This is a genomic window from Pseudanabaena sp. FACHB-1998, from assembly GCF_014696355.1.
GTDB lineage: Bacteria > Cyanobacteriota > Cyanobacteriia > Pseudanabaenales > Pseudanabaenaceae > Pseudanabaena.
Window position 1 is genome coordinate 43,120 of record NZ_JACJQA010000026.1, and the last position, 23,092, is coordinate 66,211.

A 23,092-nucleotide genomic window follows, 5' to 3' on the forward strand; every position below is an offset into this window, starting at 1 on the left:
TGCTTGGTAAAAAGCACCAAACAGATTTGCTTAGATTTTGTTTTATGGAAGGGTCTCTCTCTTTAATCATCATTATTGCGATCGTGGCGGGGATATCTGCTCGTGTCATTGCGAATTTTTTTCGCGTACCGAGTATTGTCTTTCTGCTGATTTTTGGCGTAGCTTTAGGGGGGAATGGGCTTAATTTAGTGCAGCCTCGTCTGTTAGGGGATGGCTTAGAAGCGATCGTTTCTATTTCTGTGGCTTTGATTTTATTTGATGGTGGCTTAAATCTTCGATTACAGGATCTCGGCAAAGTATCCGCCAGCCTACGCAATTTGATTACGATTGGAACGTTGATTACTCTGATCGGTGGCGGTATTGCCGCCTACTGGCTCAGTGAATTTCCTTGGACGATCGCCTTTTTATATGCAGCGCTAGTGGTCGTAACTGGACCCACGGTAATTAATCCGATTGTCGAAGAAGTAGGACTCGATCGCCGCCTTGCGACTATTCTCGAAGGAGAAGGGGTGCTAATTGATGCGATCGGCTCTGTCCTTGCCGTAGTTGTGCTGGATGTGGCGCTAAATCCCACAGAGAGAGCCTTTGCCGTCGTCCAAGATTTAGGAATACGCCTTAGCGTGGGCGGTACTATTGGCGCGATCGCGGGCTGGCTCTTAGGCAAATTTTTACAAAAGGCAGCCTTTCTTGCGGAAGACACCAAAAGTGCGGTCGTCGTGGCCGCCGTATTAGGACTTTTCGGCATCGCCCAACAAATCCAAAGTGAATCGGGACTGACCGCCGTAGTGATGATGGGAATTGTCTTACGCGCTTCCGAAATCCCCAATAGCCGAGATTTACTCAAGTTTAAAAGTCAGTTAGTGGCTCTTATTGTTTCCATTCTATTCATTTTACTATCCGCCAATCTATCTATTCCCAGTATCTTTGCTCTTGGTTGGGGAGGTGTGCAGACAGTTCTATTTATGATGTTTATTGTGCGCCCGATCAATGTAATTGTCAGTACATGGAATAGCAGCTTCTCTTGGCGACAAAAAGCTTTCCTATCATGGTGTGCGCCGAGGGGAATTGTTGCGGCTTCCGTTGCTTCGCTTTTTTCTATTCTCCTCACCGAAAGAGGTGTTAATGGCGGCGAGTCCATTAAGGCGCTAGTATTCCTGACGATCGCCATGACTGTATTTTTGCAAGGGCTATCTGCCAAATTAGTCGCGAAACTTCTCGGACTCAATCAAGGCGATATTTCAGGAATAGTCATTGTCGGCAGTAACCCTATCGGAATTTTAGTCGCGAGGCTATTTCAGGCTAATGGACAAAGGGTAGCGCTTGTCGATACCAATGCCGAACTTTGCAAACAAGCTGCGGAATACGATATTCCTGCCTTTGTGAGTAATGGACTCGATGCGCGATCGCTTGCCGAAGCTGGGCTGGACTCGGTGGGAACCTTTGTAGCGCTGACCATTAATACCGATGTGAATATTGTCATCGCTCAACTGGTTGTTAAGGAATTTAAGCCTCCAAAGGTATTTGCAGTTTATATCAAGGAAGCATCTAATATTTCTAATACTAATAGTGAGACGGAAGTGCAGCAAGCCTTTAGCTCTCGTGTTCCTATTAAAACTTGGAATCAATATATTCTTCAAAGAGAAGTGCGTGTAGGCGAAGTATTACTGACAGCCGAGGATCTGCCCGATCAATTAGCGAGTTTTAATACGATGTTCAACACAGGCATACTGTTGCCATTACTGTTTGAGCGTAAAGATAAATTACAAATCGTCTCGGCGGACATGATTTGGGAAAAAGGCGATCGCATTGTTTATCTGCTCTATACACCGAAAGCACTACCTCCAGTTCAACAGGAAGCTTTGCCACCGAATACTCTCGATATTACGCCTATAGTTCTTTCGGATCTTGATATTGCTCAAAAAACCAGTGATTCTAGCAATTCTAAAGTGTCTAAATACAAAAATAGTGATATCTCCTCTAATCCCGACTACTTCTTGCAAATGGCAAAGGATATTCTCAACAAACGTGTTTAGAATATCCTTTGCGCTCAAACCCAAATTATACAAATGAAGAAATGGCTATGCCATTTCTTCATTTGTATAATTTGGGTTTGGTTTTTAAATCGCGTGCAACGCTTACGCGATTTGGTATTAAGAGATTTATTAAAAGTGTTGCTTTTGCAACACTTTTAATAAATCTCTTGTGGTTCATTTGTTCGGCAATTGCGGTAACGATGTAGAATCTAAAAGAATTTCTTGTACTTTCACTAAAAACAATATTTCCTATGTACGACTGCATTGTTGTGGGAGCAGGTCCATCTGGCGGTTCAGCATCCTATCATTTGGCAAAACGAGGACGTTCGGTTTTGTTATTAGAAAAAGAGAGCCTGCCTCGATACAAGCCATGTGGTGGTGGGGTTTCGCCAATGGTGCAGGAATGGTTTGATTTTGATTTTTCGCCAGCAGTTTCCCTGAAGGTCAATAAAATTCGCTATACATGGCAAATGGGCGATCCCGAACTGGTAGAACTAACTTCTAAGGAGCCAGTCTGGATGGTGCGCCGTGATGTTTTTGATCATTATTTGGTGCAGCAAGCGCAAAAATTGGGGGTAGAACTTCGTGACAATACAGGCGTAACTGGACTTGAGTGGAAAAGCGATCGCTGGTTAGTAAAAACTGAAAATGATGTCTTTGAAGCTAAATATGTGATTGCGGCGGATGGCGCAAAAGGCTCCATGGCTAAATGGCTAGGCTTTAAAGAACGCAAACGCCGCATGGGAGCCGCCCTAGAAGTAGAAGCGCCCCATCCTGCTCCTGATGTTAGCGCCGCTCATTTTGATTTTGGCTCTGTACAGAATGGTTATATTTGGAACTTCCCCAAAGCGGATGGCTATTCCATTGGTGCTGGAACTTTTATCGGCGGCGAAAAGCAAAATCTCAAAGAGATTGGTGCAGCCTATGCCAAGCAATTTGGAATTGATATTACTTCTATTAAGCAATTTGGACATCCAATCTGTTTATGGGATGGCAATCAGGCTCTCCATACCCAAAATGCTTTGCTAACAGGAGAATCAGCATGTATTGTCGATCCCTTTACGGCTGAAGGAATCCGTCCTTCGCTCTTGACGGGAATGTATGCAGGTCAGGCGATTGACCAAGCGATCGGTGGCAATACTGATGCGCTCAAGCAATATACTCTCAAAGTTCAAGAAGAGTGGGGCGAAGATATGGTGTGGGCGCAACGCATTGCGAATATCTTCTATCGTATTCCTAGTTTTGGTTACAAAATGGGAGTTAAGCGTCCTAGCGCCAGTCAACGTATGGGCAAGATCCTGTGCGGTGAAATGCGCTATCGCGATGTAGCGGGTGCTGCCATCAAGCGGCTCACCAAAGGGTTAATGGGTATTAGCTAACTTAGAAATTCGCACTTTAGCTCACTCAAAGTGTGAACTAAAGTGCGAATTTCTAAGTGAGAGTGAAGCCAAGAAATATTTAAAGAAGCTTGCTTTGCAAGCTTCTTTAAATATTTCTTGGCTTTTAAGAATTCATAGGATGGATAAATGAATAAAAAAAATTATCGATTGCTATTTCTCTCTACTCCCGTTGGCGCTCTGGGGTCAGGGATTGGCGGCGGCGTGGAATTAACGCTGCAAAATGCCGCAAAAGCACTTATCGCCAAAGGACATGAAATTGAAATAGTCGCTCCTGAAGGTTCGATTACGAAGGTGGCGAAACTGACTCAAATAGCTGGGAATGTCCAGATTCCAGCCCAAACAAAAGTCGGCATAGATATGGTGATGATGCCGCAAGACTCCGTTCTAGAGAATATGTGGAGCTACGCAAGGGAATCGCAACATCAGTTCGATTTGTTATTTAACTTTGCCTATGACTGGCTACCGCTTTATCTGACTCCATTTTTTGATCGCCCGATCGCCCATTGGATTAGTATGGCTTCCCTCTCGCCTGTAATGGATGCGATGGTGAGCAAGACAGTGCAGCGTTTCCCCAAGGCGATCGCGGTCAATACTCGCGCCTGTGCTGATACTTTTAGCGATGGCGAGCGCTTGATGATTATGGGTAAGGGGATTGATGTAGCGCAATATAAATTTGTCGCTCAGCCCCAAAAGCCAAGTTTGGCATGGGTAGGACGTATTTCTCCTGAAAAGGGGCTAGAAGATGCCGCCGAAGCAGCTCAAGTAACGGGACTTCCGTTACATATCTTTGGCTTAATCCAAGATCATGATTATTGGCAACAGATTCAAATTTCCTTTCCTCAAGCCGAAATTCATTACGAAGGATTTCTATCCACTGACGCACTGCAACATAAATTGGGGCAATGTAGTGCTTTACTCATGACTCCTCGCTGGGTTGAGGCGTTTGGAAATGCTGCGATCGAGGCGTTTGCCTGTGGTGTGCCTGTGATTTCCTACAGCAGTGGTGGACTTACGGAAATTGTGCGTCATGGCAAGACGGGCTTTTTAGTAGAAATGGGAAGTGTGGCGGGATTAATTAACGCAATTTCACAATTAGCTCAAATAGATCGCTTGACCTGTCGCCAACAGGTGGAAGCAGAATATTCTCTGGAGGTGTGGGGCGATCGCTTAGAGCGATGGTTTGAAGAGCTAATTACAGCGCATCCTTAGTATTACAACAAAGAGAGAGTTGCGGCGCTTCGCGCCGCAACTCTCTCTGGCGTATTATCTATTTAGTTTTAAGATTTCACGAAAGCTGCTGATGCTAAGTTTATTCTCATTAAAAGGAGTAGACGAGCATGGCATCACTTCACCAGCCACTATGGGCTTTGTCCTTTGAAGAAATTTATGAATCTCTTGGCACTGCTGCCGATGGTTTATCTCAGAACGAAGCACAATCGCGATTAGAAAAGTTTGGCGCAAACGAATTACCTGAACCCGCCCATCGACCATTATGGTTAAGGTTTACCGATCAGTTAAGCCATTTTATGGCGCTCTTGCTATGGGTAGCAGGAATTCTCGCCTTCATTTCCCGAACCCCTGAACTCGGTTGGGCGATTTGGGCAGTCATCTGGATTAATGCAATCTTTAGTTTTTGGCAAGAGTTTCAAGCGGAAAAAGCCCTATCCGCTCTCAAAAAAGTCTTGCCGATGCAGGTCAAGGTCTATCGCGATCGCGAACTCAAGCAAATACCAGCCCGAGAACTAGTGCGGGGCGATGTCCTGCAATTGGAAGAAGGCGATCGCGTTCCTGCCGATGCCCGATTAATTTCTGCCGAAAGTTTATATCTCGATGTCTCCGTGATGACAGGGGAATCTTTGCCTGTGGCGCGAAGTCCTTATCCTGTGCGTCTGCGGGAGTCAGTATCAGTACGTGGTGGCAAAACCATGCTCCGTCAAGGCGAACAGCCCAAGCAAGAAAAGGTCAGTCCTTCGGAAATTGCCAATCTTGTCTTAGCGGGTTCGACGGTGGCAGCAGGGCGGGCTGTAGCGGTGGTTTATGCGACAGGAGCCGATACAGAATTTGGGCAAGTGGCGCAGCTAACCACAGTGGTCAAGCGCGAACCCAGTAGCCTTGAAATACAAGTAGCCCTAATTGTGCGGATTATCACCGCGATCGCGGTCAGCATGGGCGTAATTATCTTTTTGCTAGCCTACTTTTTGGTAGGTATTGAGGTAAAAGAAAGCTTTATTTTTGCGATCGGCATCATCGTTGCCCTTGTGCCAGAGGGCTTATTACCGACCGTCACTCTATCCTTAGCGATCGGGGTGCGACGGATGGCGCGACACAATGCCTTGGTAAGGCGACTATCGGCGGTGGAATCCCTGAGCGCCACAACGGTTATTTGCACTGATAAGACAGGCACATTGACCAAAAATGAAATGACGGTACGTTATCTGTGGTTACCTCATCCACCCGATGCGGCAATGCCAGTTCCCCAGCTATCGACCGATAAGCTACCATCAGCACTGATTGAAGTTACAGGCTCGGGCTACGATCCCAGCAACGGTCAAGTTATTCTTCCCGATGATTCCGAAGTTGTATGGAAATCTAAGATTTTATTAATCGGTTCTGCTCTTTGCTCTAACGCACGGTTAATCCATCTTAACGCCCCTAGTCGTTGGCAAGAGATTGGCGATCCGACCGAAGCAGCGCTCCTCGTGGCGGCGGGTAAAGCAAATCTCAATTTAGAAGTACTTCAAAAACAGTATCCACGCTTACGAGAACTTCCCTTTGATTCCCGTCGGTTGATGATGACCGTGGTATTAAATTGGCAAGATTCGGAGCTATGGTCAAGTAAATTCCCGAATCTGGCTTTTACCAAAGGCGCACCCTTGGAAGTTCTCAAGCATTGTCATGGAATTTTGCGCGATGGTCAGGTGCAGGAACTAACCCATGACTATGGGGAGGAAGTGGTGAATGCTAATGATGATCTAGCTCGACAGGGATTTCGGGTGTTAGGACTGGCGGCGCGTCAAGGTGGACAGGAACTGCTGGATCTTAAGGCACAGGAATTAGAACAGGATTTAATCTTTATTGGGCTAGTGGCGATGTTCGATCCGCCCCGTGATGAAGTGCCGAAGGCGATCGCCCAATGTCATCAAGCAGGCATCAAAGTAACGATGGTCACTGGTGATTATGGGCTAACTGCCGAAGCGATCGCCCGTCAAATTGGCTTAGTCAGTGACAAAGTGCGGGTGATCACAGGCGCAGGATTAGAGCATCTCTCCGATGCCCAACTGCGACAGGTCGTCAAATATCGCTTTGGTTTGGTATTTGCCAGAATGTCCCCCGAACATAAATTACGGTTAGTTCAAGCCTACAAAAGTATTGGCGAAGTGGTAGCGGTGACAGGCGATGGTGTTAATGATGCACCTGCGTTAAGGGCGGCAAATATCGGTATTGCGATGGGTCAAAATGGAACGGATGTGGCGCGAGAAGCTGCCGATATTGTCTTGACCGATGATAACTTTGCCACCATTGTCGTGGCGATCGAGCAGGGTCGGACGGTTTATCAAAATATCCGCAAATTTATGACCTATATTTTGGCATCCAATGTGGCGGAACTCGTGCCATTTCTGGCGATGGTAATTCTCAAAATCCCTCCAGCCCTAATCATTATGCAAATTCTGATCGTGGATTTGGGAACAGATATTTTGCCTGCCCTTGCCTTGGGAACTGAGTCCGCCGAAATTGGCACGATGAAATTACCACCACGCAGCAAATCACGACCTCTACTCGATCGCTCCTTACTCTTGCGAGCTTACTGCTTCCTTGGCTTAATCGAAGCAACCTTAGGAATGATGGGTTTCTTTTGGGTATGGCATAGCTATGGCTATGATTTCAATGCACTTCAAGTGATCGCTCCCAATATTCTCTCTCGCACAGCTAATCCAGAAATTACTTTTATCTATGCCCAAGCCACGACCATGACTTTAGCGATTATCGTAGCTTGTCAAGATGGAAATGTTTTTGCCTGTCGCTCCGAAAGAACTTCTATCTTTCGCTTAGGATTATTTTCTAATCCTTTCATCTGGCTAGGCATTGCTACTGAATGGATATTGATCCTATCAATCATTGAAATTGCCCAATTAAGGCAGATTTTTTCTACAGCGCCTCTGACAACATGGCAATGGTTATTTTTATTAATCTGTCCACCCATTTTATTAGGCATGGAGGAATTGCGTAAGTTGTTTTTGCGTAACAGAAAGCAAAAGTCGTGAATTGATTAGGACTTACGCAAAGCTAAGGAATTTATTGGGTTTTGGGTAAGTCCTCACTAAAAATGACGTAGCCATTTTTAGTTTTGGTATAAGTTTTATAGAAATGAAACCTAGAGTAGTCAATGAAAATCCAAACTGTTGATCGCGATTCTCTGTTTACGCGCTTAGACTTTCGCACTAAGTTAGTGGCGATGCTATCCATTACCATCCTCGCCTTTCTTTGGGAAAGCCCGATCGCTGGTGGGATATTGACCCTAAGCGTGCTACTAGCCTGTGCGATCGCGGGAGTCAGACTGAACTATTTAGGAACTCTCTTAAAAGTAATGATTCCTTTTTATCTATTTCTAATTTTGAGTATGGGATTTTTTAACGTCGAACAGGTGAAATTACTAACCCACAAAACCGAACTTACGAGTATCTTTACCCTACCGTCATCGTGGTGGCTCATTGGCAACTCCAAAATGACCTTAGAAGGAACTCTCTATGGTTTAAATATTGTCTTCAAAACCCTGACGATGATCTTGGTGATTCCCTTAGCGATTTTTACAACGGATGTCAATCAAATGACCGTGGGTATGGTACGCGCTAAGATTCCTTACAAGATTGTATTTATTTTTTCCTCTACCTTGCGATTTGTTCCACTTTTATTAGAAGAAGTGCAATCGATTATTGAATCCCAGCGTTTACGGGGGTTAAATTTTGAGAAAATGGGAGGAATAAAAAAGGCTCAAGTTTATGCCAAAGTTGCCGTACCTTTAATTTTAAATTCGCTGTCTAAGTCTCAAAAGTTAGAAGTAGTTTTGCAATCCAAGGCTTTTTCGGGCAGTTCTCAACGTACCTATCTCCATGAATCTGATTTAAAAAATACCGATTACCTACTAATGTTTGGCTCTATATTTTTCTTTCTTGTCGCGATCGCCCTATACATAGGTTTCGGAATTGGCAAATTTGCGTGGCTAATTTACAAGTAATTACCAAAAGAGTAAAAGGGGGCGCTTTGCGCCCCCTTTTACTTGTTATTGGGAGACCTTGCTTCCGCCGCCTCCCAATATCTACCAAAAGAGTTAAGACGGGGCTTCGCGCCGCCTCACAATAACTTGGTTTTATGGTTTCAAAACTCCTATGGGTGATCTAGTCTGCTAGAATCAGGGCTAGGTATTTACCCTAATCTGTAGTTCATGCCCCACAAGTTGGGGATAGTTTGGGAATCTCTTAAGAGTCACGTCACCGCCATGATGCAATCGGAAAATCTTCGTCAACGTGCCGCCGTATTGGGTTTGCAGGTCTTTAGCAAGCGCTCAGCCGTTCGGCTTGGCATCGTAACGCAAATCTGGCTAGATGTCGATCAGCGCCGAGTTACTGGAGTAACTGTAGCTGAGCGCTTTGTGCCAGGTACACCGATCGGCATTGGTGACACCTTCTTCATGTCTCTCGACAATATCGATTTATTAGGTCCCGATGCCATCCTCGTCGATGATGAGTCCGTCCTCGAAGATATTTTAGTTACCGAGCGTTTCACGAGCTTGATCAACAACGAAGTCGTAACCGAGTCTGGCGAGCCACTCGGTAAAGTACGCGATTTTAAATTCGATCCCGAAACAGGCGACCTCCTATTTTTGATCGTCGCTTCCATTGGCAATCCAATTATTCCCGCCAGCCTGATTAGTACCTACGAGCTAGATGTCAATGAAATTATTGCCGTAGGTCGCGATCGCATTATCGTGACTGAGGGAATGGAAGATCGCATGACCCAGCTTAGCAAAGGATTGCTTGAACGCCTCGGACTTGGCAAAGCTCCTTGGGAAGATGAGTTTGAGGATGACTATATGCCTCCTACGACCACCATTCGGGACAATGCGCTATCGTCAGGCACTCGCAGCAGCTACTCCCCCCCACCGCAGCAACAACGCCCCGTCTATCGCCAAGAGCAATCTTGGGATGATGGCGATAACTGGGCGGAGGAACGTGTTCCCGTCAATCCACCGCCACAACGTCGTCAAGCTAGAGCCGAAATGCGCCCTGAGCCATCTCGTCCGATCGCCCCACCACCGAAGCCGATCGACAATTACGATGACGATTATGATGATTTTGAGGATGATTATCCCACCTCCTCCAAGCCTGATTTTCGTAACGAAACCCAACAGCAAATCCGCGATGCTTGGGGCGAAACCAAAATTCCTGACAAGTCCAAACAACGCCTTCCCGAAGAGGAATTTGACGAAATCTAATGCTACCCCGTGACCTATTGAATCATGTTGAAAATCGCGACACCCTTAGCCGCCTATTAGATTTAGCCGATCGCGCAATTCAAACATGGGAAGTTGTGTGCAGTGATTTTCTTTCACCCCCTGAAATTGCGGAAGCAATGATGGTTTTTGGCAAAATGACGGAAATTCATTGCCTAGCTTGGGGCGGCTACGAGCAAGCGGAGCGACAAAGATTGGCGATCGCCCGCAGTGAGTTACCGCTTGATCAATCTCAAGTCAGCCTTACGCCAATTTCAATTTTGGGAAATTTCCTCTTTGATACCGCAACCCATCGCGATTTTCTCGGAGCCTTGCTTGGCTGTGGAATCGAGCGCCAAAAAGTAGGCGATATCAATGTCTTAGGCGAAAAGGGCGCACAGGCAATCGTTGTTCCTGAACTAGTGGAATACTTGCAACTGCATTTTAATCAAGTGCGGACTGTTCCCGTTAAGGTCAAGGCGATCGCTTGGGAAGAGTTAAAAATTCGCATCCCTGTTACCAAAGAACTCACTTCTACGGAAGCATCCTTGAGACTCGATGCGATCGCCTCCTTCGGTTTCGGCATGTCGCGCAGCAAGATGGTGGACTTGATTAACGGTGAAGATGTAAGGGTTAACTGGAAAACAATCTCTCAGCCTAGCTATCAGGTTAAATCAGGCGATCTCATTGCGATTCGCGGCAAGGGGCGCGTTACCATCGGTGACATCATGATTACTAAGAAAGAGCGTTATCGAGTCCAAATGACGCGATCGGTTTAATTGCCAAAACCTGTAGCGTACGCGCAGCGTGCATTACGGGTTTTGGTTCTGGTTTTTAATTTAGTTCTGCCCCTTAGCAATTCCAAATTTTAATATTATCACTCCAACAACTGCCTGCTGCTAGCTGGTTTCCATCTTTAGAGAAATTCACACATAGAATTGGATGTACTCCCACCGAAAGAATACCGATCTCCTCAGCAGTTTTAGGATTCCATAGTCTAATCGTGCGATCAATACTTCTACTAACTAAAATTTCGCCATTAGGACTAAATGCGAGCGAATTAACCCCCGCCGTATGCCCTTTTAGGGTTGAAATTATAGCCCCTGTCTCTGGTCTCCAGAGCTTAATTGTGCAATCACGACTACCACTAGCCAGCAAATCATTAATTGGACTAAAGGCTGTACAGGTAATGACATCACTATGTCCTGTAAGTGTAATTTGTGATTGGATTCGCCAAGGATTCCATATCCGAATTGTGCAATCGTAGCTACCACTGGCTAAAAGATCGCCTGTTGTGTTGAAAGAAAGAGCCGTTACATAGGATGAATGCTCATTGAAAGTGCGAAAGGTCTTATTAGACCATAGATCCCAAATCCGAATGGAATTATCATAGCTACCACTGGCTAACAAACGATTGTCAGGGCAGAATGCAAGGGAACTCACATAGGCTGTGTGGCTCTGAAAAGAGATGGGTTCTTGCAGTTTATCTAAACTCCAAACAAGTACTTTGCAATCACTGCCACCACTAGCAAGATATCGATCATTATTACTAATGGCGACGGCAAAAATATCACCTACATGTCCTTTTAAATTTAGGATTGATTTTCCCGTATTAGGATGCCACAAGCGCACGAAACTATCACTCCCCCCACTCATTAAATTGCTGTGATCACTATTAAAAGCCAAATCGTGAACGCAACCAGAATGGCTAGTAAAAACACTATTTAAAGACCATTTTTTTATTTTTTGTCTGAGCTTTCTATCATCATTGTTTTGTTGTTCAGATAATAATGTTATGAGATTTTTATTGGAATGTATTTGCTGATTTTGAGTAGCTTTAATAATATTGATGTAAGGTGCGATTACATTGATATCAAAATAACGAGAAGTTAAGATTTTTTCAGAGCTTAATAATCTTGGCAAATAATAGGGGTTTAAGTGGAGGTAATACCAATCAGCAATAAATGCCGACATAAGTTCTTGAATTGAGATAATAATCTGCCGAATAATTCTCAGAGATTTTCGTTCTTTTATTCCTGAAGATACTAAAATGTCATAGGATTCTTCCCAATACCATGTAGGCAAAGTAAAGTTAAGGATGTAATTACTATATGGTAGCCACAATCCCAAATGAAAATAAGCCTTATAATCACTGATGCTACTATGCAAAATCAATGTGGGAATATGAGCTAAAATGGGTTGTAATTGTTGGATGTCACTATTGCCAATTGCGTTATAAAAATAATCATCATGAAACTCAATAGGACATTCTTTACTATCAGGGGGATAATTAATGCTTAAAAACATTTTTAAGTCTTCTATCAATTCAATCTCAAGATTTTCTCTTAATTCGGGAATACAGCTAGGGCTTGCTTTTAAAGGTGATGAAAGAATCAATAATCGATGTTTTTCAGCATTTTCATGGAGAATGCGATCACTAATATTACGACTAAAGTTTGATGAAATATTACTTTCGTATAGATTTTCTATTATATTATTATCATTTTTAGCATTAGATATAACTTGCCACTCACCTAGTAATTCCAAAATGACTTTACTAAAACTAGGATTAGTTCTATCTATTGCTTTTAAATAGCGTGGATCAGTAATAATTTCAGACGGAATTAAAAACACCTCATTATTTAGATTGAGAGATTTTTGGTTTTGAATAAGTTCCTTTAAATTCTTTTCTAATATTTTTGCTGCGTCATCTAAGAACTTTGTCAAAACTTCTATAACTTCAGAAGGAAGTGTCATAAATACCTTCTAAAATTTCTCTTTGGATGAATTCCTTAAAACCAATGTCTGTGATTAAAGCTAACAAGTTTTTAGCAATCTTGATCAACCTGCGATCGCTATATAGCCCACCCATAAAAGTTATTAAAATTAGCATAGATGTCTGATTTGTCCTATTCACAATACTATCATTCTTTTATTAGGTAATACTCAAACACAAAATGATGTAGCCATTTTGAGTCTTCAAACCCCTGACTGAGTTTAGTTTTAATTAACAAAAGTGTAATGTCACTTTTGTTAATTGATATAAGTAACGGAGCATAATAAAAAATCAGCCCTAAAACTTATAGTCCATGCCCATCGTGCGCTATGGGTTTTAGGGCTGTCCAAATTATTGACTTGTCAAAAACTTTGATTATTTAGTTGGAAAGCTTTAGAAAATAACAGTTTTGGAAAAAAATCTTGAGTTTCACCTTAGTCCAAATCGCTGTAAAATTTTAAACAAAGTTTATAAATTTATTCTTAAAAATGTCATACCCTCAGTTACCTACAGTCATTATTACAGGCGCTTCTTCAGGCGTAGGATTATGGTCAGCTAAGGCTCTTGCCGATAAAGGCTGGTTTATTGTCATGGCTTGTCGCAATATCGATAAAACCCACAAAGCCGCAGAATCTGTAGGCATTCCTAAGGATAGATATGAAATCATCCAAGTCGATCTTGGCTCTTTGGTGAATGTGCGTGATTTTGTCGCCAAATTTCGAGCTACTGGCAGATCCTTAGATGCCCTACTATGCAATGCTGCGGTCTATCTGCCCTTGATCAAAGAACCCCTGCGATCGCCCGAAGGTTTTGAGCTAACCATGACTACCAATCACCTGAGCCATTTCTTGCTCTGTAACTTGTTACTAGAGGATATGAAAAAATCCACCTATGGCGATCGTCGCATGGTGATTTTGGGAACTGTTACCCACAACCCCGATGAGCTTGGTGGGAAGATTCCCCCTCAGCCTGATCTGGGTAATCTCGAAGGTTTTGAGAAAGGCTTTAAGCCACCAATCTCAATGGCAAATGGAAAGAAATTTGAACCCGTTCGCGCCTATAAAGAAAGTAAAGTTTGCAATATCTTAACTATGAGAGAATTGCACCGCCGTTTTCATGATTCCACTGGAATTACCTTCACTTCTCTCTACCCCGGTTGTGTCGCTGACACTCCTCTCTTCCGCAATCACTATCCTCTCTTCCAGAAGTTATTTCCCTTGTTCCAAAAGAATATTACTAAGGGATATGTAACTCAAGAACTCTCAGGACAGCGAGTCGCCGCTGTAGTTGCCGATCCTGAATATCGTCAATCTGGAGCTTACTGGAGCTGGGGCAATCGCCAAAAACAAGATGGAAAATCCTTTGTGCAGACCGTCTCTCCTCAGGCTCGTGATGATGCAAGAGCCGAAAGAATGTGGGATTTAAGTGCGAAGCTAGTTCTATTAGTCTAAAACCAAAATAGCCGTGCCAACTACAACTCTTTTTGGCATGACATGATACCCAAAATAAAAGTGGCAGTGCTTCGCACTGCCACTTTTATTTTGGGTTTGGAAAGTTATGGAAATATGGTAAAAATGAAACAATAATAAAGTGGCGGATGGTAAGGACTATGATTAGATGTCAATCTCAGAGACGACCATTCTATAGTGTCTTTAAGTACGGATTAGCTCTATCTAGTAGCTTTCTAGTGAGTACCATAGCTAGTCTGCCATCTTATTCCTTATCATTTCAATCTCTTGGTACTAAAACTCCTGTAGGTTTTTCTCAAGTCTCTGGTTTGACCTATTCTGGTTCTGGCGATACATATTATGGAATCTCTAATGAATCTGCCGCTAAGTTTTACACCATTAAGATTGATGTCACTGGTAATACATTTAATAGCGTTACTAAAGTAGGTACTAATACTACCTTAAAAGATTCGGGGGGAACTGCTCTATCTAACAAAATAGATGCGGAGGGGATTGCCTTATCTGGTAGCAATATCTTTGTCTCCACAGAAGGTAACTATACGCCTCTAAATCCCTTTGCTTTTGATAATTCCGTACTTACTTCGCCTGCTAATCTTTTTATTCGGCGATTTAATATCGCTACAGGCAATCAAGATACAGCAGCAGGTAATGATTTAACTTTAGCAAGTCGCTATACCACTAGCACTACCACAACAGGACTTAGAAATAATTTAGCTTTTGAGAGCTTGACTATTTCTCCAGATCAAAGTCGTTTGTTCTCGGCGGTTGAAGCTCCACTTAAAGAAGATCAAGCCTTGGCAACTCTTCAAACCTCAAAAGATTTAATTAGGATTTTAAGGTTTAATTTGGTGAGTGGAATTTTTACGGCAGGAGAGGAATATCTCTATGAAACTGAAATGGGTTTTGGCTTGGCGGACTTGTTGGCGATTGATAACAATATACTGATCGCTTTAGAACGTAAGGCTGACATTTCTGGCTCTATTACAGGTATTGGCGTTTTTGAGTTATCTATTGCAGGTGCTACGGATATTAGTGCCAATACAGGTTTAACTGCCTCAGGGACATCAGGAATTACCAAAGTCCAAAAAACTTCTATCACTTTTGATATTCCCTTAAGTCCAAGTATCAACTATGAAGGACTAACTTTTGGTGAAACCTTAGCGGATGGTAGACCGACCATCTTTTTTGTGAGTGATAACAATCTTGACGAAAACGCAGTTACAAATTTTGCAGCCTATGCGGTAGTTCCCTTTGACTTTGAGCCAAGTTTGGGCTTCTTGGCTTTGGGTAGTCTTTATTTAGGCAAAAAAATTCTTGAAAAAAATAAAAAATCGAAAAAAGAGCTATAGCAATGCAAGACCCAAGGATAAGTTGCAGCGCTTCGCGCCGCAACTTATCCTTCAGGTTTATGGTTTCCCAAGATTCTTGGGATTTATAGTTTCAAATTTACAAAGATCTGATACATTTTGCTTAGATCAATTGAGATCGCTACATAACTTTAGGGTAAGCATCTGAGGTTGCTACCATGTCACAAAATCCATTAGTTGAACAGGCAAAACAAGGCAACGTAAACGCGATCGCTTCGTTAATGAATCGATTGCTCAAATCTCAGGGGATGTTAGCCAATGTTGAGCGCGAAGGCGATCGCCTTGAGATATTAATTGAGTCTGATCTACGATCACTAGATGATGAAGTCCGCATTCCGAAGCGGCAGGTACTAGTGGGCATGATCAAAAAATGGTTTATCACCCTTGAAGTGCAAACAATTTCCAGCCTCAGAATTTCTTGGCAACAAACAGGATTTGTCGAACCTGCATGGACAGATGAGGTTTATTTAGTAGATCAGGCTGCTCAAAATGTGCAAACTAACGATGAAGTTAGTCAAAATGGCGGAATCACCGAGCCTCTACAAAGACCTAAAATACCACCTCTACCAGTATTTCCGCCACCACCTATGCGTGACCAAGAGCGTAATCCTCGCGATCGCTTCCCTAGCGATCAGCCCGCAGCTGAGTCTCCAGATTTAGACGAAATGTTTGGTGAAGCTAATACTCCTAAGCCCTTAGAACTTCCCAATCCCAATTTAACTAATACTTGGGAAACCGATAACTCTTCTCAGGATTCTGGTTTTCTCCTTCTATCTGACATTCCGCCTACAGCGAATGAAGAACTCAACAATTTCCAGTCCGACAATAAATTGGGCGGCAATTTCTCTTGGAAAATGATTTCCCAGACTCCAAGTTTTGCGATCCAGTTTGTGCAGTATTTAGTGATTTGCGGTGTAATCATCCTGTCATTACGCAGTATTCACGCCATCTTTGGGAGTCATTCTAGTAAAGCAACCTCAATTGCGCCCCAAACTGTCGTTAAGACTTAATTAGTAAAGCTTAGGAAAAACTTGCGAAAGCCCCTTAAGAATGTGTTTCGTCTTATAAATTACCAAAAACTGTAAAGTTGCGCCTCCACGGGGCGCAACTTTACAGTTTTTGGTTTGCAATTAATTATGTCTAGCTACTTAGAGAGTGGCTATACAGCCATATCAAAGATTTACGCGATCGCCTAATTAACCTATGCTCACGTTGTCTTGCCTTACGCGCTAAAGTATAGAAGGCAACGTTCTTAAGTTGATTTCTGTGCAAGAAGATTTTCGATTAATTGTTGATTTAGTAACTGTTCTTGCGGCTGCTTCGTTTGGTGGCTTACTGGCGGCGGCGCTGCGATTACCAGTTTTATTGGGCTACATCTTTGGTGGCATTGTGGTTGGCCCTACGGGCTTAGGACTGATCAAAGAACTGATTCAAGTGGAAACCCTAGCCCAGTTTGGGGTTGCCTTTTTGTTGTTTGCCCTTGGTGTGGAATTCTCGCTAAAACAATTAAATAAGGTGAGAGCGATCGCTCTCGGAGGAGGCACATTACAAATCCTGTTGACGATCGCCTTCACCGCAGCGGTCTCCGTGTTTGTGGGATGGGTGGATACGCCAACACAGGGCATTTTCCTTGGTGGTATCTTATCGCTCTCCTCAACGGCGGTAGTACTGCGAAGCCTGATGGAAACCAATGAAACCGAGTCAGCACAGGGACAGGTAACCTTGGGGATCTTGATTATTCAAGATTTGGCTTTAGGCTTAATGCTGGCGGTCTTGCCTGCCCTCGATCATCCTGAATCCGTAGGGACGGCGGTGGCTCAGGCGTTACTGGTTACGGCTTTATTTGCTGGGGCGGCGATCGCCGCAGGGATATGGCTAATACCCCCGTTTTTGCGATGGGTGGCGAGTACCGAAAGTCGCGAATTATTTTTGCTGAGTGTGATTGTCCTCTGTCTGGGAATTGCTCTATTGACTGAGCATTTAGGACTCTCCATTGAAATGGGCGCATTCGTGGCAGGTTTGATGATTTCGGAGGTGGAATACGCCGATCAAGCCCTCACCTATGTCGAACCCCTACGGGATGTGTTTGCCACATTGTTTTTTGCAGCGATTGGGATGCTGATTGATCCCCTGTTTTTAATTCAAAACTGGGAATTGATCCTGAGTCTTGTGGCGATCGTGATGTTGGGTAAATTCTTGATCGTTGTGCCATTGGTGAGCTTTTTCCGCTATCCCCTACGGGTGGCAATTTTTGCAGGTTTGGGGCTAGCCCAGATTGGAGAATTTTCCTTTGTATTGGCTAGCGAAGGGCAAAAATTAGGTTTGGTTTCGCGTCGAGTTTATCTGTTGATTTTAGGAACAACAGCCGTAACTTTGATGGTCACACCGTTTTTACTCAAGGCAACTCCCCAAATTTTGCTATTACTCGAAAAAGTCCCACTCCTTAAGGATTGGATGAATAAACTGGATATGCCGCAAGAGCTTTCGTCAAATGCTGAACTGAAGGATCATGTGGTAGTGTGCGGCTACGGAAGAATTGGACAAGGTATTGTTGCTTTGTTGCAGTCTAAGGGGTATCCAGTTTTAGTAATTGAAGATGCCGAATCTAAGGTGCAGATGCTGCGATCGCAAAATATTCCCTACTTATATGGAAATTGTGCGAGTCCCTTGGTACTCGAAAAAGCCGAAATCGACCATGCGCGATCGATGCTAATTGCCATTTCTGATCCGATCGCCACCAGACTAGCGGTGCAAAGAGCGATTAGTCTTTCGCCAGAAATAGACATAGTGGCTAGAGCCGATAAAGACGCTGATATCGATACGCTGTATCAATTTGGCGCGAAGGAAGTTGTGCATCCGACCTTTGAGGCAAGTTTAGAGCTAACTACTCATTTACTAATTTGTTTGGGCGAAAGTACTACGGATATTCAAGCCGAACTCATTGGCATCCGCCGCAGTCGTTATGCAAATTTCCGTCCTGAAATTGCCTGCGTCCTGCCCACGCCTCTTTTGCTAACGCCTAGCCCAAATCTAGCGGAGATCGATAAGGCTTCCTAATCATATCTACTCTGCATAGACAGCACGGAGCGCTGTCTAATCCTCGACCTTTTGTGGGACAAGCAGAACTGATCTATGATTGCAAAGAAAGCTATTTAGACATAATGCAAAATCAAAACATGTGGCGCACGCTGCGCCACATGTTTTGGGGTTCTATATTTAATTGCGCCCAGCTACTTATGGAAACAAGTTTATATGAAACAGATTTTTATGGTTGGACGATGCAGCAGTCCAAACTTTTAGCGTTGGGTAAGTTAGATGGATTAGATTTGGCTAACTTAATTGAGGAAATTGAGTTTTTGGGGAAGCATAAGCAACAAGAACTATCTAATCGACTGGGTGTGCTGATCGGACATCTCTTAAAATGGCAATACCAACCCCAAAAGCGATCGCGCAGTTGGCAAGTGACAATTCAGTTACAAAGAGAAGAAATTAACGATTTGTTGGCAGACAATCCGAGTTTAAAGTCTTATTTAGATAAAGCCCTGTTAAAGGCGTTCCGCTTAGGATTGGCTTTAATTTTGAGTGAGACCCCAATTAAGAAAAGTTTATTGCCAGATGTCTGTCCCTATAGCCTTGAGCAATTGCTGGACTGCAACTATCCTGATGATATTGATGTGGAGTTTTAATGAAGTTCACATTTCGATTAATTTTAGGACTTCTTGCCTTGTCCCTAAATGCTTGTCAAGGATCTAATCTAGGAAGTTCGCTAGAAGGGGCGATCGCCCCAGCAACTCCCAATGACGAAGCATCCCCTAGCCCAACGGCTGAAACTATCCCCAAACCATCTCCTTCGGTAGCCCAAACCGTAAAACCCACCACAAATCCCACAGTAAATCCAACTATAAATCCCACAGCAACGCCTGAAGCAGTCACCTTAACACCTGCTCCCACAAGTTCGCCTAGCTTTACGCCCAAATCCAGCGATCGCCTCAATTTCCAAACCTTTAAAAGCGATCGCCTCTCTAATCAGATGGTAGCGATCGCCCTGCAAGCTTTCCCAAAATCAACCATTTCCGAAAATTCCAATTTGCTGAAAACGTTTTTCTCGATCAATTTTGCCAATGCTCCAATCCCTACGGCGGAATTTAGTGATATCGAACAAGTCCCTGCGTCGCTCCGTCCTTGGATTAAAGAGCTGAATAAATTAGGGACAATCTCCGCAAAAACAGGTCAGCTATTTCAGCCCAATACTTTAGTGGCAAGACGAGAATATGCCCGATGGTTATTGCAAACCAATAATCGTTTTTATAAAAATCAACCCAGTCGCCAGATTCGGCTTGCTCAACCAAGCGATACAGCAAGCTTTCCCGATATTCCCAATAATCACCCAGACTTTGCGATTATCCAAGGCTTAGCCAACGCGGGGTTAATTGGGGGTACGGGCGATCGCTTCCGTCCTAACGATCCCTTACTACGCGAAGAGCTAGTGCAATGGAAAATTCCCCTCGATGTGCGCCAGCCTTTACCGAGTGCAACGTGGGAAAGCATTAGTCAAACTTGGGGCTTTAAAGATAGCGATCGCATTAGCGAAAATGCCTTAGGCGCAATTTTTGCCGATGCCCAATTACGAGATCTTGCCAATATTCGGCGTAGTTTTGGATTTACTACCTTACTACAACCCCAAAAGCCCGTTACCCGTGCCGAAGCCGCCGCGTCCCTTTGGTACTTTGGCACTGCGGTGGATGGCATATCCGCAAGCAAAGTTTTAGAGCAAGATAATTAACTACCTTCCCTTGTGGGGTGGGTTTTAAATTTTGATTCGAGAGAAGTAATGCAATTTGGGATATAGAGACGCTAGAATATTAGTAATTGTTATTATTGAGAAAAAATCTATAGATTATGTCGCAGTATCAACGTATCGAGTACTTAATCGGGAAAGATGGCAAAATCGTTGAACGAGCGATTGATATAACGGGCAGCGAATGCGTAGCAATCACTGCTCAAATTGAGTCAAATTTAGGAAAAGTTGAAACTCGCGAATTATTACCTAATTATTACGAGACAACTGAGCAAAATATAGATCACTATGCGATCGCGCAAGCTCAGTCCGAACAGTAATTCTAAACAGAGATAGATACTTTGGGGCTTATAGCGATTTTGTGCTTCCTTGAGCGCTCTTTTTTGCATACAAATTTGCAATATTTGCGAATCTATCTCAACAAAAGTTAAAATGCTTACCCTATTTGGGTAAAATTATGGTTAAGAAATTAAGAATTGTTAACGGTTGCCTTATGTAAGAGATGTGTCATGGTAACTCAAACTCCGCTATTAGTATCAGAGTCGAGCGCAACCTCTAAGCTGCGAAAAATTTTCGCAGATATTGATGCCATGAGCTGTCCGCATAGGTTAAATTTTCACCTGCATACGGTGCATTCCGATGGAAAAATGCAGCCTGAAGATTTAATTCAACAGGCGATCGCCCTGCGTTTATCTGATCTGGCGATTACCGATCACCATGCGATCGCGGGATATTTTATTGCTAAAAATTATTTAGAACGCTTCGCCAATCATACTTCGGAGAATTTGCCCACGCTCTGGTCTGGTATTGAAGTAAATGCCAGTCTTATTTTTACAGAAGTGCATATTCTGGGCTATGGATTTGATCCCGACCATGAGGCAATGCTTCCCTATTTGCAGGGCAAAACCACCGCAGGGCTAGACTATCAAGCAATTAGTGTAATTAAGGCGATGCATTTAGCGGGTGGCTTAGCCGTGCTTGCCCACCCTGCTCGTTATCGCCGATCGCCTGAAGAATTGATCCCTGCCGCCGCCGCCCTTGGCATTGATGGGGTGGAAACCTACTATGGCTATGACAATAGCGATCCTTGGAAACCCAGTCCCAAGCAAACAGAGGAAATTCGCAATCTGGCGGATATGTATGGCTTAATGCATACCTGTGGGACTGATTCTCACGGCTTTAAAATTAGTAAAAGACTGTAACAGTGAGTGATGGCGCTTCGCGCCGCCACTCACCTCTTGAATTTAAATTTATGACAGACAAACCAAAAGTAATTGTTGTGGGTGCGGGTTGGGCGGGTTTAGGAGCAACCTATCAACTCACCAAACAGGGTTATGACGTAACCCTGTTGGAAGCAGGAGCGCAGGCAGGGGGACTAGTAGCAGGTTGGAAAACAGAGGGGGGGCGATCAGTCGAAGCAGGGATTCATGGCTTTTGGTATCCCTATCGCAATATCTTTTCTTTAGTCAAAGAGCTTGAGCTTGATCCCTTCACCGATTGGACGCGATCGGCGCAATATTCTCCCGCAGGGTTAGAGGTGGAGTCGCCCATTTTTCAAGAATTGCCGCGATTGCCTTCACCCCTTGGGACTTTTGCCTATACCCAATTTAAGCGTCTGCCCTTAAGCGATCGCCTTTCGGCATTGCCCTTAATGTATGCCTTAGTAGACTTTGATAACTCCGACGAAGCATGGAAACGCTACGACCAAATTACGGCGCGTGAGCTATTCCGCCAGTATGGAGTTTCCGAAAGGTTATACCGTGAATCCTTCGAGCCAATGTTATTGGTCGGACTATTTGCGTCAGGTGAGCAATGCTCAGCAGCAGCAGCTTTAGGAATGCTCTATTATTTCATTTTGGCGCACCAAGCGGATTTTGATGTGGTCTGGTGTCGCGGCACGGTGGGCGAAAAAATCTTTAAACCTTGGTGCGATCGCATTACTAGTTTAGGCGGCAAAATCCTCACCAATCGACGGGTGAGTGATGTCCGTGTTGATCCGTCGGGCAAGGTTACAGGCGTAATTTGTGGTGAAGAAATCTTTGATGCTGATGCGGTGATTTTTTCCGTCGGGATTTCAGGAATGCAAAAGATTGTCTCTAGTAGCCCTGCCTTGCAAAAGCGTCGCGAATTTCGTAACTTGATGAACTTGGGGGCGATCGATGTTTTAGCGGTGCGTCTATGGTTCGATCGCAAAGTTAAAGTACCGCGTCCCTCTAATGCTTGCTTTGGCTTTGATGCAACTACGGGCTGGACATTTTTTGATCTTAACGCTCTCCATGACGAATATGCGGACGAAACAGGCTCAGTGATTGAAGTAGATTTCTATCACGCTAACCAGTTCTTGCCCCTCGATAATCAAGAAATTGTGGCGATCGTCCAGAAATATCTTGCTTCCTGTTTACCTGAATTTAGTTCAGCAAATGTGGTCGATAGCAGTGTGATTCGTTTACCTCGTGCCGTTAGTCATTTTGCACCCGGAAGCTACCAACATCTGCTGCGCCCAATTACCAGTTTTCCGAATTTGTATATGAGTGGCGATTGGATCATTACCAGTCATGGCTCATGGTCACAGGAAAAAGCCTATGTAACGGGGTTAGAATCCGCAAATTTAGTGATTCAGCAATTTAATCAAGGCAATATGACCCAAATTCTGCCCATAGAAGCTGATGAGCCACATATTCAAGTTGCGCGATCGCTTAATCAAAGTCTAAGAAATATAGTCAAATCCTTAATTCCTAATTTCTTCTTGCCATAAATTGATG

Annotated in this window: 18 protein-coding genes; 16 read left to right on the plus strand and 2 right to left on the minus strand. The window is 43.8% G+C overall.

The features are described 5' to 3' along the window. The first annotated feature begins 44 nt into the window (after positions 1-44). The 7 genes from H6F42_RS09660 (at position 45) to H6F42_RS09690 (ending at position 10,699) form a co-directional block, all read left to right on the plus strand. The gene (locus H6F42_RS09660) at positions 45-2,033 is read left to right on the plus strand and encodes a sodium:proton antiporter (RefSeq protein ID WP_190399145.1); all 1,989 of its coding nucleotides are present in this window, start codon (positions 45-47) and stop codon (positions 2,031-2,033) included. Positions 2,034-2,284: 251 nt separating this feature from the next. Next, positions 2,285-3,412, plus strand: a complete 1,128-nt coding sequence (locus H6F42_RS09665) for a geranylgeranyl reductase family protein (RefSeq protein ID WP_190399146.1) — start codon at positions 2,285-2,287, stop codon at positions 3,410-3,412. A 147-nt stretch (positions 3,413-3,559) separates the two neighbouring features. Beyond that, complete coding sequence (locus H6F42_RS09670) at positions 3,560-4,642, plus strand: glycosyltransferase family 4 protein (RefSeq protein WP_190399147.1); 1,083 nt, start codon at positions 3,560-3,562, stop codon at positions 4,640-4,642. 128 nt (positions 4,643-4,770) lie between these two features. After that, positions 4,771-7,695 (plus strand): cation-transporting P-type ATPase, encoded by a 2,925-nt coding sequence (locus H6F42_RS09675; RefSeq protein ID WP_190399148.1) that lies wholly within the window; start codon positions 4,771-4,773, stop codon positions 7,693-7,695. 122 nt (positions 7,696-7,817) lie between these two features. Then, on the plus strand, positions 7,818-8,666 hold the full coding sequence (locus H6F42_RS09680) for an energy-coupling factor transporter transmembrane component T (RefSeq protein ID WP_190399149.1): 849 nt from the start codon (positions 7,818-7,820) through the stop codon (positions 8,664-8,666). 207 nt (positions 8,667-8,873) lie between these two features. Beyond that, positions 8,874-9,923, plus strand: coding sequence for a PRC-barrel domain-containing protein (locus H6F42_RS09685; RefSeq protein WP_242018391.1), 1,050 nt, complete (start codon positions 8,874-8,876; stop codon positions 9,921-9,923). Next, positions 9,923-10,699: a photosystem II S4 domain protein gene (locus H6F42_RS09690; protein ID WP_190399150.1), complete on the plus strand. Its 777-nt coding sequence runs from the start codon at positions 9,923-9,925 to the stop codon at positions 10,697-10,699. Before H6F42_RS09685 ends, H6F42_RS09690 begins: the two co-directional genes overlap by 1 nt. 73 nt (positions 10,700-10,772) lie before the next feature. On the opposite strand, the gene H6F42_RS09695 is transcribed toward H6F42_RS09690, so the two are convergent. After that, entirely contained in the window at positions 10,773-12,677 is a 1,905-nt protein-coding gene (locus H6F42_RS09695; RefSeq protein ID WP_190399151.1) for a WD40 repeat domain-containing protein, read from the minus strand. Next, positions 12,661-12,813 carry a hypothetical protein gene (locus H6F42_RS09700; protein ID WP_190399152.1) on the minus strand — a complete coding sequence of 51 codons (153 nt, stop codon included), beginning with the start codon at positions 12,811-12,813 and terminating at the stop codon, positions 12,661-12,663. The genes H6F42_RS09695 and H6F42_RS09700 overlap by 17 nt, the downstream gene beginning before the upstream one ends. 371 nt (positions 12,814-13,184) lie before the next feature. On the opposite strand from H6F42_RS09700, the gene H6F42_RS09705 reads away from it, so the two are divergent. The 9 genes from H6F42_RS09705 to H6F42_RS09745 all read left to right on the plus strand — a co-directional run bounded on the left by H6F42_RS09705 (position 13,185) and on the right by H6F42_RS09745 (position 23,085). After that, the gene (locus tag H6F42_RS09705) at positions 13,185-14,147 is read left to right on the plus strand and encodes a protochlorophyllide reductase (RefSeq protein ID WP_190399153.1); all 963 of its coding nucleotides are present in this window, start codon (positions 13,185-13,187) and stop codon (positions 14,145-14,147) included. Between the two features lie 236 nt (positions 14,148-14,383). Next, positions 14,384-15,514, plus strand: a complete 1,131-nt coding sequence (locus H6F42_RS09710; RefSeq protein WP_190399154.1) for an esterase-like activity of phytase family protein — start codon at positions 14,384-14,386, stop codon at positions 15,512-15,514. Between the two features lie 176 nt (positions 15,515-15,690). Then, on the plus strand, positions 15,691-16,542 hold the full coding sequence (locus H6F42_RS09715) for a hypothetical protein (RefSeq protein ID WP_190399155.1): 852 nt from the start codon (positions 15,691-15,693) through the stop codon (positions 16,540-16,542). Positions 16,543-16,798: 256 nt separating this feature from the next. Further along, on the plus strand, positions 16,799-18,589 hold the full coding sequence (locus H6F42_RS09720; protein WP_190399156.1) for a cation:proton antiporter: 1,791 nt from the start codon (positions 16,799-16,801) through the stop codon (positions 18,587-18,589). Positions 18,590-18,768: 179 nt separating this feature from the next. Further along, positions 18,769-19,218 carry a DUF29 domain-containing protein gene (locus H6F42_RS09725; RefSeq protein WP_190399157.1) on the plus strand — a complete coding sequence of 150 codons (450 nt, stop codon included), beginning with the start codon at positions 18,769-18,771 and terminating at the stop codon, positions 19,216-19,218. Next, positions 19,218-20,315, plus strand: coding sequence for an S-layer homology domain-containing protein (locus H6F42_RS09730; protein WP_190399158.1), 1,098 nt, complete (start codon positions 19,218-19,220; stop codon positions 20,313-20,315). The genes H6F42_RS09725 and H6F42_RS09730 overlap by 1 nt, the downstream gene beginning before the upstream one ends. 116 nt (positions 20,316-20,431) lie before the next feature. Beyond that, complete coding sequence (locus H6F42_RS09735) at positions 20,432-20,650, plus strand: DUF2997 domain-containing protein (protein WP_190399159.1); 219 nt, start codon at positions 20,432-20,434, stop codon at positions 20,648-20,650. Positions 20,651-20,839: 189 nt separating this feature from the next. Continuing rightward, a complete protein-coding gene (locus H6F42_RS09740; RefSeq protein WP_190399160.1) occupies positions 20,840-21,532 on the plus strand; it encodes a PHP domain-containing protein in 693 nt (230 codons plus the stop codon). A 50-nt stretch (positions 21,533-21,582) separates the two neighbouring features. After that, on the plus strand, positions 21,583-23,085 hold the full coding sequence (locus H6F42_RS09745; RefSeq protein WP_190399161.1) for an FAD-dependent oxidoreductase: 1,503 nt from the start codon (positions 21,583-21,585) through the stop codon (positions 23,083-23,085). The last annotated feature ends 7 nt before the right edge of the window (positions 23,086-23,092 follow it).

What these genes read in the sequence shown, in the direction of transcription:
- H6F42_RS09660 (WP_190399145.1), top strand. Translation starts at nt 45, where the DNA reads ATGGAAGGGTCTCTCTCTTTAATCATCATTATTGCGATCGTGGCGGGG.
- H6F42_RS09665 (WP_190399146.1), top strand. Translation starts at nt 2,285, where the DNA reads ATGTACGACTGCATTGTTGTGGGAGCAGGTCCATCTGGCGGTTCAGCA.
- H6F42_RS09670 (WP_190399147.1), top strand. Translation starts at nt 3,560, where the DNA reads ATGAATAAAAAAAATTATCGATTGCTATTTCTCTCTACTCCCGTTGGC.
- H6F42_RS09675 (WP_190399148.1), top strand. Translation starts at nt 4,771, where the DNA reads ATGGCATCACTTCACCAGCCACTATGGGCTTTGTCCTTTGAAGAAATT.
- H6F42_RS09680 (WP_190399149.1), top strand. Translation starts at nt 7,818, where the DNA reads ATGAAAATCCAAACTGTTGATCGCGATTCTCTGTTTACGCGCTTAGAC.
- H6F42_RS09685 (WP_242018391.1), top strand. Translation starts at nt 8,874, where the DNA reads ATGCCCCACAAGTTGGGGATAGTTTGGGAATCTCTTAAGAGTCACGTC.
- H6F42_RS09690 (WP_190399150.1), top strand. Translation starts at nt 9,923, where the DNA reads ATGCTACCCCGTGACCTATTGAATCATGTTGAAAATCGCGACACCCTT.
- H6F42_RS09695 (WP_190399151.1), bottom strand. Translation starts at nt 12,677, where the DNA reads ATGACACTTCCTTCTGAAGTTATAGAAGTTTTGACAAAGTTCTTAGAT.
- H6F42_RS09700 (WP_190399152.1), bottom strand. Translation starts at nt 12,813, where the DNA reads ATGCTAATTTTAATAACTTTTATGGGTGGGCTATATAGCGATCGCAGG.
- H6F42_RS09705 (WP_190399153.1), top strand. Translation starts at nt 13,185, where the DNA reads ATGTCATACCCTCAGTTACCTACAGTCATTATTACAGGCGCTTCTTCA.
- H6F42_RS09715 (WP_190399155.1), top strand. Translation starts at nt 15,691, where the DNA reads ATGTCACAAAATCCATTAGTTGAACAGGCAAAACAAGGCAACGTAAAC.
- H6F42_RS09725 (WP_190399157.1), top strand. Translation starts at nt 18,769, where the DNA reads ATGGAAACAAGTTTATATGAAACAGATTTTTATGGTTGGACGATGCAG.
- H6F42_RS09730 (WP_190399158.1), top strand. Translation starts at nt 19,218, where the DNA reads ATGAAGTTCACATTTCGATTAATTTTAGGACTTCTTGCCTTGTCCCTA.
- H6F42_RS09735 (WP_190399159.1), top strand. Translation starts at nt 20,432, where the DNA reads ATGTCGCAGTATCAACGTATCGAGTACTTAATCGGGAAAGATGGCAAA.
- H6F42_RS09740 (WP_190399160.1), top strand. Translation starts at nt 20,840, where the DNA reads ATGGTAACTCAAACTCCGCTATTAGTATCAGAGTCGAGCGCAACCTCT.
- H6F42_RS09745 (WP_190399161.1), top strand. Translation starts at nt 21,583, where the DNA reads ATGACAGACAAACCAAAAGTAATTGTTGTGGGTGCGGGTTGGGCGGGT.